Genomic DNA, 15,181 nt, shown 5'->3' with positions numbered 1-15,181 from the left:
CATCAATGCGCGGCGTGCCTGGAAGGAGCACCGCCATTCATGAGCTTGTCCGTCCATGCGATGCCGATCGCCGACAGGATGAAGACGCAATGGATGATGGTTTGCCAGAGCACCCCGTCCGGGGTCAGCTGTGTGCACTGCGTACTGGTGATGGCCATCTCGGCCTTCATTTGGGCCAGTTGCTCGGGTTTGCAGAACGGCAGCCCGGTCAGGGCGCCAGCAGCGATGAAGGTCTTGAGCAGGTGGATCGAGGAGATGCCGATGATCGCCATCGCCAGCTTCACCTTCAGCACCGACGCATTGACGTGGCTGAGCCACTCGGGCTGGTCCGGATGACCCTCCAGGCGCAGACGCGAGACGAACGTCTCGTAACCGCCGACGATCACCATGACCAGCAGGTTGGAGATCATCACCACGTCGATCAGGCCCAGCACGATCAGCATGATTTCCTGCTCGCCAAGCCCCGGCGCGCGGTGGATCAGATGCCACAACTCCTTGCCGAACAGGAAAACGTAGACGCACTGGGCAATGATCAGGCCCAAGTACAGAGGAAGCTGCAGCCATCGCGACGCGAAGATCAGGTTGGGCAGGAAACTGGGGCGGGGACTGGCCGGGAGCGTCATGGGGAACAGTACTTTCCAAGGATGCGGCAGGGTAGCGGCCGGATTTGACGCTGCCAAGTCTGCAGGCCGGTCTAGACTCGGAGGCCTCCCCACCCCGCGGACCCCGCCATGATCGACCTGTACTACTGGCCTACCCCGAACGGCCACAAGATCACGCTGCTGCTGGAAGAGCTGGCCGAGGCCGGCGCGAAGCTGGACTATCGCATCGTGCCGGTGAACATCGGCAAGGGCGACCAGTTCAAGCCCGAATACCTCGCCTTCTCTCCCAACAACAAGATGCCGGCGATCATCGACCATGCGCCGGCCGACGGTGGCGAGCCGATCAGCGTGTTCGAGTCCGGTGCCATCCTGGTGTACCTGGCCAACAAGACCAACCGCTTCTTCGGCAGCAACACGCGGCAGAAGGTGGCGGTGAACCAGTGGTTGATGTGGCAGATGGGCGGCCTGGGGCCGATGAGCGGGCAGTACGGCCACTTCACGGTGTATGCGCCCGAAAAGATTCCCTACGCCATCGACCGCTACACCCGCGAAGTGCAGCGTTTGCTCGGCGTGCTGGACACGCAGTTGGCGAAGCATGCGTACGTGGCCGGCGAGGATTACAGCATCGCCGACATGGCGATCCATCCGTGGATCAACGCTTACGACAAGGCGCCGTTGGATATGTCGCCCTATCCCACCCTGCAGCGCTGGCATGCGGAGATCGCCGCGCGCCCTGCCGTGCAGCGCGCGTACGCGCTGAAGACGCAGGTGAATCCCGATGCGGGCAAGCCGCTGATCGACGAGGAGCGCAAGCACCTGTTCGGAAGGTAGCGTGCGCCGTGCGCACGATGCGCGGTGCCGGATCCAGAGGTCGTGCGCATGGCGCACGCTACGGTTCGCGGGTGCAATAATCCGGGCCTGACCGGCCCCGCCGCCCGAGAAATCCGATGCGCCTCGCCCTGTTCGCCCTGATGACCCTCGCCACCGCCCTGCCCGCCCACGCCGAGAAACTCACGCTGGAAGCCATCACCGGCAGCGCGCCGCTGTCCGGACCGACGCTGACCAAACCGCAGGTGGCGCCGGACGGATCACGCGTGACCTTCCTGCGCGGCAAGGACAGCGACCGCAACCGGCTGGACCTGTGGGAGTACGACATCGCCAGCGGGCAGACGCGCTTGCTGGTGGATTCGTCGGTGGTGCTGCCGGGCGAGGAAGTGCTGAGCGACGAGGAAAAGGCGCGCCGCGAGCGCCAGCGCATCGCCGCGCTGTCCGGCATCGTCGATTACCAATGGTCGCCCGACGGCAAGGCACTGCTGTTTCCGCTGGGCGGCGAGCTGTACTTCTACGACCTGGCCAAGACTGGCAAGGACGCGGTGCGCAAGCTCACGAACGGCGGCGGCTTCGCCACCGATCCGAAGATCTCGCCGAAAGGCGGCTTCGTCAGCTTCATCCGCGACCGCAACCTGTGGGTCATCGCCCTGGCCGACGGCAGGGAAGTGCAGCTGACCCGCGATGGCAGCGACACCATCGGCAACGGCGTGGCCGAATTCGTCGCCGACGAGGAAATGGATCGCCATACGGGCTACTGGTGGGCGCCGGACGATTCGGCCGTCGCCTTCGCCCGTATCGACGAAACGCCGGTGCCGCTGGTGAAGCGCTACGAGGTCTATCCCGACCGCACCGAGGTCGTCGAACAGCGCTATCCGGCAGCGGGCGATGCGAATGTGCTGGTGCAGCTGGGCGTGATTGCGCCGAATGCGAGTGCCACACCGCAGTGGATCGACCTGGGCACCGAGAAGGACATCTACCTGGCCCGCGTGGACTGGCGCGATCCGCAGCGCCTGACCTTCCAGCGCCAGTCGCGCGACCAGAAGACGCTCGACCTGATCGAGACCACGCTGGCGACCGGCAAGCAACGCACGCTGGTGACCGAAACATCGAAGACGTGGGTGCCGCTGCACAACGACCTGCGTTTCCTGAAGGATGGACGCTTCCTGTGGTCGTCGGAGCGCGATGGATTCGAGCATCTTTACCTCGTATCCGAGAACGGGACTTCGCTGTCGCAGCTGACCCGCGGTGACTGGGTCGTGGACAGCCTGCTGGCAGTCGACGAACGCAATGGCCTGGCGTACGTCAGCGGCACGCGCGATGGCGCCGCGGAAACCCACGTCTACGCCGTGCCGCTGACAGGCGGTGAACCGCGCAAGCTGACGCCTGCTGCGGGCGTGCACACGGCCAGCTTCGCCCGCAATGCCAGCGTCTTCGTCGACAGCTGGTCCAGCGACACGACGCTGCCGCAGATCGAACTGTTCAAGGCGGACGGCACGAAGCTGGCGACCCTGCTGGAGAATGATGCCGCCGACCCCGGGCATCCGTATGCGAAGTACCTGGCCGCGCACCAGCCGACCACATTCGGCACGCTGATGGCGGCCGACGGCAAGACGCCGCTGCACTACAGCCTGATCAAGCCGGCGAATTTCGACCCGAAGAAGAAGTATCCCGTGGTGGTGTTCGTCTACGGCGGCCCTGCCGCGCAGACCGTCACCCGCGCCTGGCCCGGCCGCAGTGACGCCTTCTTCAACCAGTACCTGGCGCAGCAGGGTTATGTGGTGTTCTCGCTGGACAACCGCGGCACCCCACGCCGTGGCGCGGCGTTCGGCGGCGCGCTGTACAGCAAGCAGGGCACGGTGGAAGTGGACGACCAGCTGCGCGGCGTCGAATGGCTGAAGGCGCAGTCCTTCGTCGATGCAAAGCGCATCGGCGTGCATGGCTGGTCCAACGGCGGCTACATGACGCTGATGCTGCTGGCCAAGCACAGCGAAGCGTATGCCTGCGGCGTGGCGGGCGCGCCGGTGACCGACTGGGCGCTGTACGACACCCACTACACCGAACGCTACATGGACCTGCCGAAGGCGAACGCGGCGGGCTACCGTGAAGCCAGCGTCTTCACCCACCTGGGCGGCCTGCGCTCGAAGCTGCTGCTGATCCACGGCATGGCCGACGACAACGTGCTGTTCACCAACTCCACCAAGCTGATGAGCGAGCTGCAGAAGCGCGGCACGCCGTTCGAACTGATGACGTACCCAGGGGCCAAGCACGGCCTGCGCGGCAGCGACCTGCTGCATCGCTACCGGCTGACCGAGGATTTCTTCGCCCGTTGCCTCAAGCCCTGATTCCACTCACCCCAGGAGCACTGCGATGTCGACGCCCGTCCCCGCCCAGCCCGGCTGGTGGCAACGCAACTGGAAATGGTGCGTGCCCGTGCTAGGCGCGCTGCTGCTGGCGCTGTTTGTCGCGGTCGTCCTCGGCGGCGTGGCGCTGCTGCTGGGAGCGATCAAGTCCTCGGGCGCCTATCAGCATGCGCTCGCGCGGGCACAGTCTGATCCTGCCGTCATCGCTGCGCTCGGCGAGCCGATCCATGCGGGCTGGTTCGTGCAGGGAAACATCAGCACCAGCGGAGCCAGCGGTGACGCCGACCTAGCGATTCCCCTCGACGGCCCGCGCGCGGATGGCACGCTATACGTGGTGGCCGAAAAACGCGCAGGCGAATGGCGCTACGAGACGCTGGCAGTGAACGTGGACGGCGGCGAGCGGATCGTGCTGGAGGGCGAGTCGGCCACGTCGCCCTGATCCCTGAAATGAAGAAGGCGGCCGTCCGCCGCCTTCGTTCGGGCGTTCTGGCTCCGACTAGCGCTTCGCCGCCGGCTCCGGCACCACGATCGACGCATCCACCGGCGTCCCCGGCGGCACGTAGATCGCGACGCCCGCGGCCTGTTTCTGCGTGGTGGGAATGCCCATGCTGACGCCGCCGCCGGAGTGGCGGCCGTAACTGCCGGCGCCCACCGACATGCCGACCGGCGAGCCACTCGAGCCCACGCCGATCAGCACCACACCGTTGGCGCCGAGGGCGGCGGCTTCGCGCTTGAGGCGCGCCACGGCGGCGTCGGTCTGGCCCTGGGTACCGAAACCGACCGCGCTCTTCGATTCCAGCTGCGCGATCTCCAGTGCGCCGGCCGGTGCCGTGCGGTAAACCTGGACCTGCGACGGATCGATGGCAGGGCGTGCCTGCCCCAGCATGACCTTGGAACTGCTGGCGCACCCGGCGGCCAGCAGCATGGCGAACACGACGGGGATGGTGCGGAACGTCATGACGGCTTCTCCCTGGGAACCCCGGCGATCTTCCGCCGCATGCCCTGAATGTTGGCACAGCCTGCGCCTGCCGGGCGTGACGGGATGGGCGGGTTATCATTTCGCCCCGACATGCCCCTGTTTCCCGCACGATGAGCTCCGCTCCCGACCGTCCCTCCGCGCCGCAGCGGTTGGCCGTCGACTACATCCACGCGCCGACACCCCATGCATTGCTGGGCCTGCAGGAAACGCTCGCCGTGTTCGGTTTCGGCGCCCTGGCGCCGATGACGTCGGCTATCGACGATCCCCGTTACCTGCGCGTGCCGCTGTCGCCGCTGCGCGAAGCCGCCGCGCCCTTCGAGGTGTGGCGCGCGGCCGGACCCGTGGCCACGGGCCGGGACGGCGCGGTGCGCTACAGCCACGATGGAACCCTGATGTTCGGCGCGGTGGAGTGGGAAGAGCCTGCGGGCGGCATCCTGCAGGCCAGCGCCCATGCCTATGCGGCGATAGCGGCGTTCTGGCGCCAGAGCGGCTATCCGCACCTGCTGCGCATCTGGAACTACTTCGACGCCATCACCGACGGCGACGGCGATGCCGAGCGCTACCGGCAGTTCTGCGTCGGCCGCGTGCAGGGCCTGGGCGAGGTCGACACGCGCGTGCTGCCAGCGGCGACCGCGATCGGCAGCCGCGATGGCCGGCGCGTCCTGCAGGTCTACTGGCTGGCGGCGCGCGAGCCCGGCCTGCCGCTGGAAAATCCCCGGCAGGTCAGCGCGTATCGCTATCCGCGGGAATACGGCCCGCAATCGCCAACCTTCGCGCGTGCGCTGCTGCCACCGTCGCCGCGCGTGCCTCTGCTGCTGTCGGGTACGGCCAGCATCGTCGGCCACGCCTCGCAGCATGCCGATTCCCTGCGCGCGCAACTGGATGAAACCCTGACCAACCTCGACAGCCTGCTCGGTGCGGCGCGCGAGCATGCGCCGTCACTGCCGGCGCACATGGATGCGAGTTCGCGGCTGAAGGTCTACGTGAGCGATGCCGGCGACGCCGAGGCGGTGGCCGCCCAGCTGGAAGCTCGCCTCGGTACGCGCGTGCCGTGGCTGATGCTGCACGCCGACGTCTGCCGGCGGGAACTGCTGGTCGAGATCGAAGGCATGCATGGCGTGACGGGTTGAAGCCGTCGTTGCCCGTCCGCATAGTGGGTCCATGAGGCGCCACGTCGCGCGCCGTGTCGGGGAGCATGTGCGATGGGACTGATCAGCCTGCTGTGGGGCATCGTGGCGATGCTGTGGATGGTGCTGGCGCTCATTCCGCTGCTCGGCTGGGGCAACTGGTTCCTGATCCCCTTCGCCGCCGTCGGCGCGATCATCGCGGCGGTCGGCATCCTGTTCACGCGGACCGGGAATCGCGGCCGCGCCAAGGCCGGGCTGGTGCTGAACGGCATCGTCATCGTGGTCGGCATCATCCGCCTGTCGCTGGGCGGCGGCATCATCTGAGGCCCTCGCGGACGCAGCGTTCCGCACTGCGACCGCCTGTCGCAGGCCCGCCCGCAGGACACCGGCGTATCATTCGCCGCTCTGCCAGGAGTCCGTGATGGCCTACCCCTACACCCGCCCGCGCCGCATGCGCCGCGACGAGTTCTCGCGCCGCCTGATGCGCGAGCACGTACTGACCACCAACGACCTGATCTATCCCGTGTTCGTGCACGAGGAGAAGGGCCGGGTGCCGGTGGCGTCGATGCCGGGCGTCGAGCGGCTGTCCATCGACGAACTGTTGCGCGTGGGCGAAGAGGCGCTGGAACTGGGCGTGCCCGTGCTGGACCTGTTCGGCGTGCCGGACCCGGCGGCCAAGACCGCCGACGGCCGCATCGCCTGGGACGAGGACGGCATCATCCCGCGCGCGATCCGCGCGCTGAAGGCACGCTTTCCCGAACTGGGCGTGATGACAGACCAGGCACTGGACCCGTACACGACGCATGGCCAGGACGGGCTGATCGACGACACCGGCTACATCCTCAACGACGAGACGATCGAGGCGCTGGTGAAACAGTCCCTCGCGCACGCCGCCGCCGGCGTGGACATCCTCTCGCCCAGCGACATGATGGATGGCCGCATCGGCGCAATCCGCGAAGCGCTTGAGAAGGCCGGCTACATCAACACCCGCATCATGTCGTACGCCGCCAAGTACGCCAGCGCGTTCTATGGCCCGTTCCGCAGCGCGGTGGGCAGCGCCGGCAACCTGGGCAAGGGCAACAAGTTCACCTACCAGATGGACCCGGCCAACTCGAACGAAGCGCTGCACGAGATCGCGCTGGACCTGGACGAAGGCGCGGACATGGTGATGGTCAAGCCGGGCCTGCCGTACCTGGACGTGATCCGCCGGGTGAAGGACGAGTTCGGCGTACCGACGTTCGCGTACCAGGTCAGCGGCGAGTACGCGATGATCAAGGCCGCCGCCGCGAATGGCTGGCTGGACGAGAAGGCCTGTGCACTGGAAGCACTGACCGCATTCAAGCGCGCGGGCGCGGATGGCGTGCTGACCTATTTCGCGCTGGATGCGGCGCGCTGGCTGCGGGACAGCTGACATGATCTCTGTCGTCATCCGCGATGCGCGGCATGACGATGCGGCCGAACTGGCACGCCTGTGCACGCTGCTCGCTTATCCGGTCGACGTCGCTGCCATGGCGAAGCGACTGGACAGCCTGCTGGCATCGCCGACACATGCCGTGAGGGTCGCTGCATCGCCGGACAACGACCGTCGCCTGCACGGCATGGTGGCGGCGGAGTGGCGCCTGATGATCGAGTTCGGCATGCGCGCAGAAATCACGGCGCTGATCGTGGACACGCAGGTGAGGCGTTCAGGACTGGCACGACGGCTGGTGGACGCGGCCTGCGAGTGGATACGACGTCAGGGCGGCAAGGATGTCTTCGTCCGCTCGAACATCCTGCGCCCGGAGTCGCATGCGTTCTATCCGTCCGCTGGCTTCGCGCTTGCCAAGACGCAGCATGTCTACGTGCGGCAGCTGGAGACATCCGTCGGGGCATAAAAAAACGGGAGCCTGCCGGCTCCCGTTTCTGTTTTCTGTTTCCGGATCAGAACCGCGCTTCGACGCCCAACGTCACCGTGTCGGCGCGGTTGAAGTCGCAGTAGTAGGTGTAGTCCTCGTCGCAGTCGCTGTCGTAGTAGTCGTCCGCGTAGACGAACGCGGTGTAGCCCAGCGTCAGGTTGAGGTGGCGGTTGATGTCCACGCCCACCGCCAGGCCGGCATAGCCGCCATCGGTGGAGAAGTCACCGCCGCCCGGAACGTCCTGTTCCGCATCGAAATAGCCGCCCCGGACCATCATGAACCACGGGCTGTCGCCGAAGCTCATGCGGGCGTTGGCGCCCAGCGCCTTGTACGTGGCCTTCGGGTAGCGCCAACCGCCGTCGGTGGTTTCGTCCAGGCGGCCCGCCGACAGCTCGACGCCTACCTGGGTCCAGGGACCTGCCTGCCAGCGGTAGCCCGCGCTCATCGCCAGCGCATCCTGCTCGACATCCTCGTAGATCCATCCCTGGCCCGCCTGGGCGCCGATGAAGAACCCGCCGTTGTCCCGCTCCTCGCGGACAGGCGCGGGTGCGCGCGTACGGTGCGGGCGCGGCATGGGCAGGCGCCGGAGGCGGTGCTGCGGGCACCACGGGCGTGGCAGGCGCCGGGGTGGTCGGCGTCACGGGCTGGGCGGGTGCAGGCGGCGGCGTTTCCTTTTTCCGGAACGCATCGTAGGCCGGCGAGATCGATTGCGCTTGCGCGTGCAGGGCGAAGGCCGCCAGCGCGAGCGGCAGGCAGCGGAGCAGAGGCTTCATGAGGTTTCCCCTTTCGGTGGTGGTGGAATCCCCGCGTCCTTGCGGTACCGGCGGGGCGGATCGGTGAATCGTGAGCATCCTTGCCGGAAGCTTGCGCGCGGACTGCGCGCTCCGTCGTCGGTCGACGCAAGGCCCGCAGTGACAGCGTTTCGATGGGAGGCGACCGGTACTCCCCGTCCGGCCTGCCGTCGCCTCGATCCCTGGCGCGCCCTCTTCGGCGGCGGCACAGTGCGGCGCACCGTCGCGCCTGTCAAGCCGACGCGGGCGCGCGTAGACTGCGGACAACGACTGCAGACGGGGATCCGCACCATGACCAGCCAGCGCTACGCCGTCTTCGGCCATCCCGTCGCCCACTCGCTGTCGCCGCGCATCCACGCCGCATTCGCGCAGCAGGTCGGCATCGCGCTGGACTACACCGCCATCGACACCGCACCGCACGATTTCGTCGCGACGCTCGACCGGTTCGCGGGCGACGGCGGCGTGGGTGCGAACGTCACCCTGCCGTTGAAGGAAGCCGCTTTCGCGATCTGCGCGCAGACCAGCGATCGCGCGCGGCGCGCCGGTGCGGTGAACACGCTGACCCACCACGACGGCCAATGGAACGGCGACAACACCGACGGCGCCGGCCTGGTGCGCGACCTGACCGGCCGCCACGGACTGGACCTGCGCGCGCGGCGCGCGCTGCTGCTCGGCGCCGGTGGTGCGGCACGCGGCGTCGCGCCCGCCTTGCTGGATGCCGGCATCAGCGAACTGATCATCGTCAACCGGACCGCGGAACGGGCCGATGCCTTGGCCGATGCGCTGGGCGAACCGGATCGCGCGCACTCCCGCTACTGGAACGACCTGCGCGATCTCGGCGACTTCTCGCTGATCGTCAATGCGACCTCCGCCGCGCGCCAGGACCAGGGTGCGTTCTCCCTGCCGTTCACCCTGGCCACCCCGCGCACGCTGGCGGTCGACCTCAACTATGGCGAGGCCGCGATCCCGTTCCTTGCCTGGGCCCGCGCGGCCGGTTGCCACGATGCGGTGGACGGGCTCGGCATGCTGGTGGAGCAGGCGGCCGAAGCGTTCGAGCACTGGCACGGCGTGCGCCCGGAGACCGATGCGGTCTATGCCGCGCTGCGCGACAAAGACAAGGTGCTGGTGACGGCGGATTGAAGGCTGGCCTGCTACGCGGACTCGCATGCGGAGGGCTGTTCGCGCTCTCGTTCGCTGCGTCGGCGGACGACGGCGCCTCCACCCTCGCTCCCCCACTGAACGCGTGGGTCGAGATTCCCGTTCCGCCGGAGGCATCGCACGAAGATCGTCTTGTCTGGGAGTACGCGGGTAACTATTCGCCCGTGTCCTGGCGGGTGGACCAGCGCGACGACGCCATTGTCGCCATCCGCCTGTCCCGCTCCAGCCCGGCGGCCGGCCGGCCCTCGTTCCTGCCTTCGCCCGGCCAGTACGATGACGGCGTCATCGTCCAGCGTGTCGACGATGGTTGGCTGGTGGCCTTCAACAACGGGGAGTTCGGCGCCGTGCTGTACTGGTACAGCGTCGATGGGGCGACGCGTTATCCCGTGTCCTCCGACCATGTCGTGGCGTTCTTCGAATGGAAGGACCGATGGCATGCCATCGAAGGCCTTGCGCACCTGGGATCGTCGCGAGGCACTGTGGTCGCGCTCGACAAGTCCCTGGACAGGTGGCAAGCCACGACGCTCATGCACCTGCCCGGTGCTCCCCTGACCGTCTCCGTTACCGAACGCGACGACCTGCTGATCGCCCTGCACGACGCCTTGGTGCGTGTCGACGCAACGTCCGGCCTGCGTGTGGTTCTGCCCAAGGCACCCTGGCGCTTTTTCCACCCCCGTTCTTCGGCCTGGAACGAGCGCGCGGGCATGCTGTACATCGGCATGCGGCAGTACGTGGCGCGTTACGAACCGGCGACCTCGACGCTGACGATGCTGGCGCCTTCGCCCTCGGCTATCCACCACCTCACGCCCGACGAAGAACCTCGCATCCGCCGCCAGGCACGACAGACGACAGACGAATGAACCCGGCAGGGTGAAGCCGTGCCTGGCTTTGCTATACATTGGATGTCCATCGGCACGGAGACATGCATGGACGGATTCCTCACCCAATTGCTGACGATGCTCGGCTACCAGTTGCCCGACCTGCTGGCCTGCGTGGCCGGTACCGCGATGCTGGCGATGTGGGCGCCACCGGTACCCGGTCGCAAACTGGCGCTGGCCGGCATCTCGCTGATGCTGCTCACCACCCTGCTGCGCGGCGCGATGAGCGTGTGGCAGGCCTGGGTGATCAACCACGCGACCGATGGCTATGCATCGGTGAGCGGCATGATGGGTCTGTTCAGTGCCCTCGGCATGCTGATCGGCCTCGTCTCCGCCGTTGGCCTGGTCATGCTGGCCTGGGGTGCCTGCAAGGCGATGCAGGCCACGCACGCTGCGTAGGCGATATCCGCATAGGCGGCACCGCAAACGGAATAGCGCCGCGATGCCGCGCGCTTCGTCGTCGGGCTAGCATGGCGGCATGAAACGCTTCCTGTTGTCGGTGCTCGTGTGCCTTGCCTGCTTCGCCGTGCCGGCGTTCGCACAGGGCGCTTTCAAGCTGCTGGTCGTCGCCATCCCCAACCGTTATCACCATGACTACGCCGTGGTCGCCAAGCCGCAGTTCGAACGCATGGCGCAGGTGCACGGCTTCGACCTGACCTGGTCGTGGAACAGCACGCCGTTCGACGGCGACCTCTCGCCGTATGCGGCCGTGGTGCTCCTCAACACGCCGGGCGATGAACTGAAGGGGGCACAGCGCGGCAGGCTCGAGGCCTACGTCCGCGCGGGGGGCGGCGTGATGGCGGTGCATCGCGCACTGATCTTCAACCCGCCCGGCGAGTGGCCCTGGTTCGAGAAACTGATCGGCCGCTCGTTCCGGGTCCACCCGATGGTGCAGACGGCGACGGTGCGCGTGGACGATCCCTCGTTCCCGGCGACATTCAACCTGCCGTCGCGCTGGATCTGGACGGACGAGTGGTACGAATTCCATGACCCGCTCGTGCCCGGCCTGCGGACGGTGTTGAGCGTGGACGAGTCCACCTACGACCCGACCCGCATCTGGCCCGGGCAGGTGGCGCGGGGCATGGGCAAGGATCATCCCGTCGCCTGGTACCACGCTTACGACGGTGGCCGCGTCTTCGTCACGGCACTCGGACACACGCCGGCGCTGTACGACGATCCCGCCTATCTGGCGCATCTTTACGGCGGTCTGTGGTGGACCGCGACGGGCAGGGGCATCGACGACCGGCGCTGACGCGCGCCAGGCCTCACTCGGCGACGGCGCAAAGGTCCAGGCGTTGGCACAGGAACGCGACCTGCGCGTCCTGCGTCTCCGGCCCTTCGTAGGGCAGGACGGTCCAGCGCTCGCGCGCCTGCATCGCCGCGCCCGGGGCGAGCGTGCGGAACGGCGCGTGCATTTCCATTTCCAGCAGTCCGGCGCGGAGGTCGCGGGCGTGGTCGAGATACAGCTCGACCTGGCCATGGTCGGGATGGATGGCCTCGCACGGTTGCAGGTCGAAACGGATCACGAACGCCTGGCCCTGCGCGAAGCCGGCCATCCAGCCCGCCGACGGCTGCAGTAACACCTTGCCGCGACGCATCGCCGTGGCCGGTGGCGGGGGCAGGAACGCGAACACGCCCGCGTCGATCCGCCAGGCGGGCACGGCGTCCACTGCGCCCTCCACCCGCACGTCGCGCGCATCGGCGACCGGCACGTAGACGCGCGTCGCGGCGGACGTGCGCGTGTTGAACCACAGGTCACGGGCGAGAGGACGGTCGCGGATGTTGCGGGCGGTCGCCGTCACCACGACGGTGGCGGGATCCGCAGGATCGAACGCGAACGATTTCAGCAAGCGCACGCCGGTGACCGGGCTGTCGACGCCCTCGAGCACGAGCCGGTCCGGTGAGCGCGCGATCACCCGCGTCCGCGCGAATGCCAGGTAGGGATCCGGCGGCCAGACCGCTTTCTCGTCGCGCCGCGACGGATTCGCATCCTGGTCGGACCACCAGCCGCGCTGCGGACCCATCCAGACATCGTGGCCGAGATAGCCGATGTCGTCCGCATCCGCAGCCACCCGTGGCGTTGGTTGCGAGGCGACCGGCTCGCCGATCTTGATCAGGTTGCGGCGCCCGACGCGGCTCACGTGCAGAACGCGGCCGCCGAGCGATGGCGTGATCTCGACGACCACCGCATCCGATTGCAGCCGGATGCGTTCGACGCCGGCCGCGTCTTCGCCTGCGCCGGACAGGCCGGTCGCCCCCAGCAGCAGACACGCAGCGAGCGCCCGCATGCCCACGCTACAGCACCCCGTCCCGCTTGACGGCCAGATAGCGTTCCACCAGCGCCGCGGGGAGTTCGTCGGCGGTGACGTCCAGCACCATGACGCGATGGCTGCGAAGCGCCTCGTGCGCGGCCGTGCGCTGCTCGAGGTATCGCGCGACCGCGCCGGCATGGATCGCGCCCTGCAGATCGCGCACGTCGTCGTCCAGCGCCTCGTCCAGCGACGTTTCGCGCAGGCTGGCCACGCAGACCAGGTGCCGCTTCTGCAGCAGGCGCACCGCGGCGAGCAGGTCGTCGATATCCTCGTCGCGGACATTGGTGACCAGCATCACCAAGGCACGACGACGCTGCCGCAGGCTCAGTTCGGTGGCGGCGGCCAGGTAATCGGTGGCCACGGGGCGCGGTTGCAGGTCGTAGCTGGCGCGCAGCAGCGTATCGATGGCGGCCATGCCGCGTTGCGGCGCGACCCAGCGGCTGTCGCCGCCGGCGGCGAACAGCCCCACGCCATCGCCCTGGCGCAACGCCAGGTAGGACACGACGAGCGACGCATTGAGCACGTGGTCGAAATGGCCCAGTTCGTCCTCGCGCGCCATCATCCGGCGACCGGTGTCGATCAGCATGACCAGCTGCTGGTTCTTCTCGTCCTGGTACTCGCGCGAGATCAGCTTGCGCGAGCGCGCGGTGGCCTTCCAGTCGACCTGGCGCAGGCTGTCGCCGACGCGGTACTCGCGCATCTGGTGGAAGTCGGTGCCTTCGCCACGGCGCCGCTTGAGGTGCGCGCCCACCAGGCGGGAGGCCTGCTCCGCGCTGAAGAGTGCGAAACGCGTCAGCGGTGCGAAGTTCGGATACACGCGTACCCGCTGCGGCATGCCGGCGACCCGCGATTGCCGCCACAACGCCAGCCGGGAATGCAGGCGCAGCTGCACGCCGTCGAAGTGGGCATCGCCGCGCGCGGCAGGACGCAGGCGATAGGTGATGCGGGTCGCCGACATGGGCGCCAGTGCCAGCCGGCGCGGCAGGCCTGTCGATGCCCAGCCGCCCGGATGCAGGTCGAACACATCCAGCCGCTGGCGCACCCGCGACTCGAAGCCCAGCGCGACATCGCGCTCGATGCCCAGCGGCAGCGCATCAGGAATCTCGCGCGTGGCCTCGGGCGTGGGACGGGCGCGCAGCCCCCAGGCATCGAGCGCGGCGACCACCAGCACCGCCGCGCCGGCCAGCTGCCACTGCCACAACGGCCAGCCGAGGAAAGGCACGGCCAGGCCGGCCAGTCCCCAGCCTGCGATCAGGGCGATGAGCAGCGGCGCCGGCCTCATTTGCGGGGCGCGTCCACCTTCGCCAGCAGCGCACGCAGCGCATCGTCCGGCGACTGTCCTTCGATCTGCAGTTCGGGGGCGAGGGTGATGCGGTGGCGCAATGCGGGGCGGGCGATGTCGCGCACGTCGTCGGGCGTGACGAAATCGCGTCCCTGCAGCACGGCCTGCGCACGCGCCGCGCGTACCAGGGCGATGCTGCCGCGCGGCCCCGCGCCGAGCGAAATGCCTGGCCATTTGCGGGTGGCGGCGACGATGCGCACGGCGTAGTCGATGACTTCCGGATCCACACGGATCGCAGCGGTCTCCCGCTGCATCGCAGCGATGTCGGCCGCACCGACGACGCGCTTCACCTGCGACAGATCGAAGTCGGCGGCGGTGCGACCCGTGGTGATGGCATCGACCATGCGCTTCTCGTCTTCCAGCGCCGGGTAGTCGATCAGCACCTTCAGCAGGAAGCGGTCCAGCTGCGCTTCCGGCAGCGGATACGTGCCTTCCTGCTCCACCGGGTTCTGCGTGGCCAGTGCGATGAACGGTGGCGACAGCGCGAACGACGTGCCTTCGATCGTGACCTGCCCTTCCTGCATCACTTCCAGCAGGGCGGACTGGGTCTTGGCCGGCGCGCGGTTGATCTCGTCGGCCAGCAGGATGTTGGTGAACACCGGACCGCGGCGGATCTGGAAGCTCTCCGTCTTCGGGTCGTAGACGGCATGGCCGCTGACGTCGCTGGGCATCAGGTCGGGCGTGAACTGCACGCGCGCGTAGGTCAGCTCCAGCGCCTGCGACAGCGCACGCACCAGCAGCGTCTTGCCGAGGCCGGGTACGCCTTCGATCAGCACGTGGCCGCCGGCAAGCAGCGCGATCAGGATCTGGTCCAGCACGTCGGGCTGTCCGATGAAGGCCTTGGACACTTCGTCGCGCACGGCTTCGACGCGCTGGGACAGCGCGTTGCCGGGCATCGGCGGAAGC

17 protein-coding genes are annotated in these 15,181 nt (G+C 68.1%); 11 read left to right on the top strand and 6 right to left on the bottom strand.

The genetic code is table 11. The features are described from left to right. Positions 1 to 2: 2 nt before the first annotated feature. Positions 3 to 623 carry a TIGR00645 family protein gene (locus CYU89_RS03910; RefSeq protein WP_296278909.1) on the bottom strand — a complete coding sequence of 207 codons (621 nt, stop codon included), beginning with the start codon at positions 621 to 623 and terminating at the stop codon, positions 3 to 5. Between the two features lie 108 nt (positions 624 to 731). Here CYU89_RS03910 and CYU89_RS03905 point away from each other — a divergent pair, with 108 nt between their 5' ends. From CYU89_RS03905 to CYU89_RS03895, 3 genes are all read left to right on the top strand, one after another. After that, positions 732 to 1,433 (top strand): glutathione binding-like protein, encoded by a 702-nt coding sequence (locus tag CYU89_RS03905; protein ID WP_296278908.1) that lies wholly within the window; start codon positions 732 to 734, stop codon positions 1,431 to 1,433. Between the two features lie 116 nt (positions 1,434 to 1,549). Beyond that, positions 1,550 to 3,775: a S9 family peptidase gene (locus tag CYU89_RS03900; RefSeq protein ID WP_296278907.1), complete on the top strand. Its 2,226-nt coding sequence runs from the start codon at positions 1,550 to 1,552 to the stop codon at positions 3,773 to 3,775. Between the two features lie 25 nt (positions 3,776 to 3,800). After that, complete coding sequence (locus tag CYU89_RS03895) at positions 3,801 to 4,232, top strand: cytochrome c oxidase assembly factor Coa1 family protein (RefSeq protein ID WP_296278906.1); 432 nt, start codon at positions 3,801 to 3,803, stop codon at positions 4,230 to 4,232. A 57-nt stretch (positions 4,233 to 4,289) separates the two neighbouring features. Here the strand turns inward: CYU89_RS03895 and CYU89_RS03890 are convergent, their stop codons facing one another. Next, complete coding sequence (locus tag CYU89_RS03890; RefSeq protein ID WP_296278905.1) at positions 4,290 to 4,751, bottom strand: hypothetical protein; 462 nt, start codon at positions 4,749 to 4,751, stop codon at positions 4,290 to 4,292. 131 nt (positions 4,752 to 4,882) lie between these two features. On the opposite strand from CYU89_RS03890, the gene CYU89_RS03885 reads away from it, so the two are divergent. The 4 genes from CYU89_RS03885 to CYU89_RS03870 all read left to right on the top strand — a co-directional run bounded on the left by CYU89_RS03885 (position 4,883) and on the right by CYU89_RS03870 (position 7,773). Next, positions 4,883 to 5,902 carry a pteridine-dependent deoxygenase gene (locus tag CYU89_RS03885; protein ID WP_343125238.1) on the top strand — a complete coding sequence of 340 codons (1,020 nt, stop codon included), beginning with the start codon at positions 4,883 to 4,885 and terminating at the stop codon, positions 5,900 to 5,902. Between the two features lie 72 nt (positions 5,903 to 5,974). After that, on the top strand, positions 5,975 to 6,223 hold the full coding sequence (locus CYU89_RS03880; protein WP_296278904.1) for a hypothetical protein: 249 nt from the start codon (positions 5,975 to 5,977) through the stop codon (positions 6,221 to 6,223). Between the two features lie 97 nt (positions 6,224 to 6,320). Further along, positions 6,321 to 7,310: a porphobilinogen synthase gene (gene hemB / locus CYU89_RS03875; RefSeq protein ID WP_296278903.1), complete on the top strand. Its 990-nt coding sequence runs from the start codon at positions 6,321 to 6,323 to the stop codon at positions 7,308 to 7,310. 1 nt (position 7,311) lies between these two features. Next, positions 7,312 to 7,773, top strand: coding sequence for a GNAT family N-acetyltransferase (locus CYU89_RS03870; protein WP_296278902.1), 462 nt, complete (start codon positions 7,312 to 7,314; stop codon positions 7,771 to 7,773). Positions 7,774 to 7,819: 46 nt separating this feature from the next. On the opposite strand, the gene CYU89_RS03865 is transcribed toward CYU89_RS03870, so the two are convergent. Continuing rightward, positions 7,820 to 8,368, bottom strand: coding sequence for an outer membrane beta-barrel protein (locus tag CYU89_RS03865; protein WP_296278901.1), 549 nt, complete (start codon positions 8,366 to 8,368; stop codon positions 7,820 to 7,822). Between the two features lie 508 nt (positions 8,369 to 8,876). Here CYU89_RS03865 and aroE point away from each other — a divergent pair. The 4 genes from aroE to CYU89_RS03845 all read left to right on the top strand — a co-directional run bounded on the left by aroE (position 8,877) and on the right by CYU89_RS03845 (position 11,873). Continuing rightward, a complete protein-coding gene (gene aroE, locus CYU89_RS03860) occupies positions 8,877 to 9,725 on the top strand; it encodes a shikimate dehydrogenase (RefSeq protein WP_296278900.1) in 849 nt (282 codons plus the stop codon). After that, positions 9,722 to 10,603, top strand: a complete 882-nt coding sequence (locus tag CYU89_RS03855) for a hypothetical protein (protein ID WP_296278899.1) — start codon at positions 9,722 to 9,724, stop codon at positions 10,601 to 10,603. Before aroE ends, CYU89_RS03855 begins: the two co-directional genes overlap by 4 nt. Positions 10,604 to 10,669: 66 nt before the next feature. Next, the gene (locus CYU89_RS03850; protein ID WP_296278898.1) at positions 10,670 to 11,020 is read left to right on the top strand and encodes a hypothetical protein; all 351 of its coding nucleotides are present in this window, start codon (positions 10,670 to 10,672) and stop codon (positions 11,018 to 11,020) included. A gap of 79 nt (positions 11,021 to 11,099) precedes the next feature. Beyond that, positions 11,100 to 11,873 carry a ThuA domain-containing protein gene (locus CYU89_RS03845; RefSeq protein ID WP_296278897.1) on the top strand — a complete coding sequence of 258 codons (774 nt, stop codon included), beginning with the start codon at positions 11,100 to 11,102 and terminating at the stop codon, positions 11,871 to 11,873. Positions 11,874 to 11,886: 13 nt separating this feature from the next. Here the strand turns inward: CYU89_RS03845 and CYU89_RS03840 are convergent, their stop codons facing one another. The 3 genes from CYU89_RS03840 to CYU89_RS03830 are packed head-to-tail and all read right to left on the bottom strand — an operon-like array spanning position 11,887 to position 15,171. Continuing rightward, positions 11,887 to 12,909, bottom strand: coding sequence for a DUF4380 domain-containing protein (locus tag CYU89_RS03840; protein WP_296278896.1), 1,023 nt, complete (start codon positions 12,907 to 12,909; stop codon positions 11,887 to 11,889). Positions 12,910 to 12,916: 7 nt separating this feature from the next. Continuing rightward, positions 12,917 to 14,215 (bottom strand): DUF58 domain-containing protein, encoded by a 1,299-nt coding sequence (locus CYU89_RS03835; RefSeq protein ID WP_296278895.1) that lies wholly within the window; start codon positions 14,213 to 14,215, stop codon positions 12,917 to 12,919. After that, positions 14,212 to 15,171, bottom strand: a complete 960-nt coding sequence (locus CYU89_RS03830; RefSeq protein WP_296278995.1) for a MoxR family ATPase — start codon at positions 15,169 to 15,171, stop codon at positions 14,212 to 14,214. The genes CYU89_RS03835 and CYU89_RS03830 overlap by 4 nt, the downstream gene beginning before the upstream one ends. Positions 15,172 to 15,181: the final 10 nt, after the last annotated feature.

The organism is Pseudoxanthomonas sp. (assembly GCF_002863005.1).
GTDB lineage: Bacteria > Pseudomonadota > Gammaproteobacteria > Xanthomonadales > Xanthomonadaceae > Pseudoxanthomonas_A.
This window is presented reverse-complemented; position numbering and strand designations above follow the sequence as displayed.

Bases quoted from the DNA above. Each gene is read 5' to 3' on its own strand.
- CYU89_RS03910 (WP_296278909.1), bottom strand. From the start codon at position 623: ATGACGCTCCCGGCCAGTCCCCGCCCCAGTTTCCTGCCCAACCTGATC.
- CYU89_RS03905 (WP_296278908.1), top strand. From the start codon at position 732: ATGATCGACCTGTACTACTGGCCTACCCCGAACGGCCACAAGATCACG.
- CYU89_RS03900 (WP_296278907.1), top strand. From the start codon at position 1,550: ATGCGCCTCGCCCTGTTCGCCCTGATGACCCTCGCCACCGCCCTGCCC.
- CYU89_RS03895 (WP_296278906.1), top strand. From the start codon at position 3,801: ATGTCGACGCCCGTCCCCGCCCAGCCCGGCTGGTGGCAACGCAACTGG.
- CYU89_RS03890 (WP_296278905.1), bottom strand. From the start codon at position 4,751: ATGACGTTCCGCACCATCCCCGTCGTGTTCGCCATGCTGCTGGCCGCC.
- CYU89_RS03885 (WP_343125238.1), top strand. From the start codon at position 4,883: ATGAGCTCCGCTCCCGACCGTCCCTCCGCGCCGCAGCGGTTGGCCGTC.
- CYU89_RS03880 (WP_296278904.1), top strand. From the start codon at position 5,975: ATGGGACTGATCAGCCTGCTGTGGGGCATCGTGGCGATGCTGTGGATG.
- hemB (WP_296278903.1), top strand. From the start codon at position 6,321: ATGGCCTACCCCTACACCCGCCCGCGCCGCATGCGCCGCGACGAGTTC.
- CYU89_RS03870 (WP_296278902.1), top strand. From the start codon at position 7,312: ATGATCTCTGTCGTCATCCGCGATGCGCGGCATGACGATGCGGCCGAA.
- CYU89_RS03865 (WP_296278901.1), bottom strand. From the start codon at position 8,368: ATGCCGCGCCCGCACCGTACGCGCGCACCCGCGCCTGTCCGCGAGGAG.
- aroE (WP_296278900.1), top strand. From the start codon at position 8,877: ATGACCAGCCAGCGCTACGCCGTCTTCGGCCATCCCGTCGCCCACTCG.
- CYU89_RS03850 (WP_296278898.1), top strand. From the start codon at position 10,670: ATGGACGGATTCCTCACCCAATTGCTGACGATGCTCGGCTACCAGTTG.
- CYU89_RS03845 (WP_296278897.1), top strand. From the start codon at position 11,100: ATGAAACGCTTCCTGTTGTCGGTGCTCGTGTGCCTTGCCTGCTTCGCC.
- CYU89_RS03840 (WP_296278896.1), bottom strand. From the start codon at position 12,909: ATGCGGGCGCTCGCTGCGTGTCTGCTGCTGGGGGCGACCGGCCTGTCC.
- CYU89_RS03835 (WP_296278895.1), bottom strand. From the start codon at position 14,215: ATGAGGCCGGCGCCGCTGCTCATCGCCCTGATCGCAGGCTGGGGACTG.
- CYU89_RS03830 (WP_296278995.1), bottom strand. From the start codon at position 15,171: ATGCCCGGCAACGCGCTGTCCCAGCGCGTCGAAGCCGTGCGCGACGAA.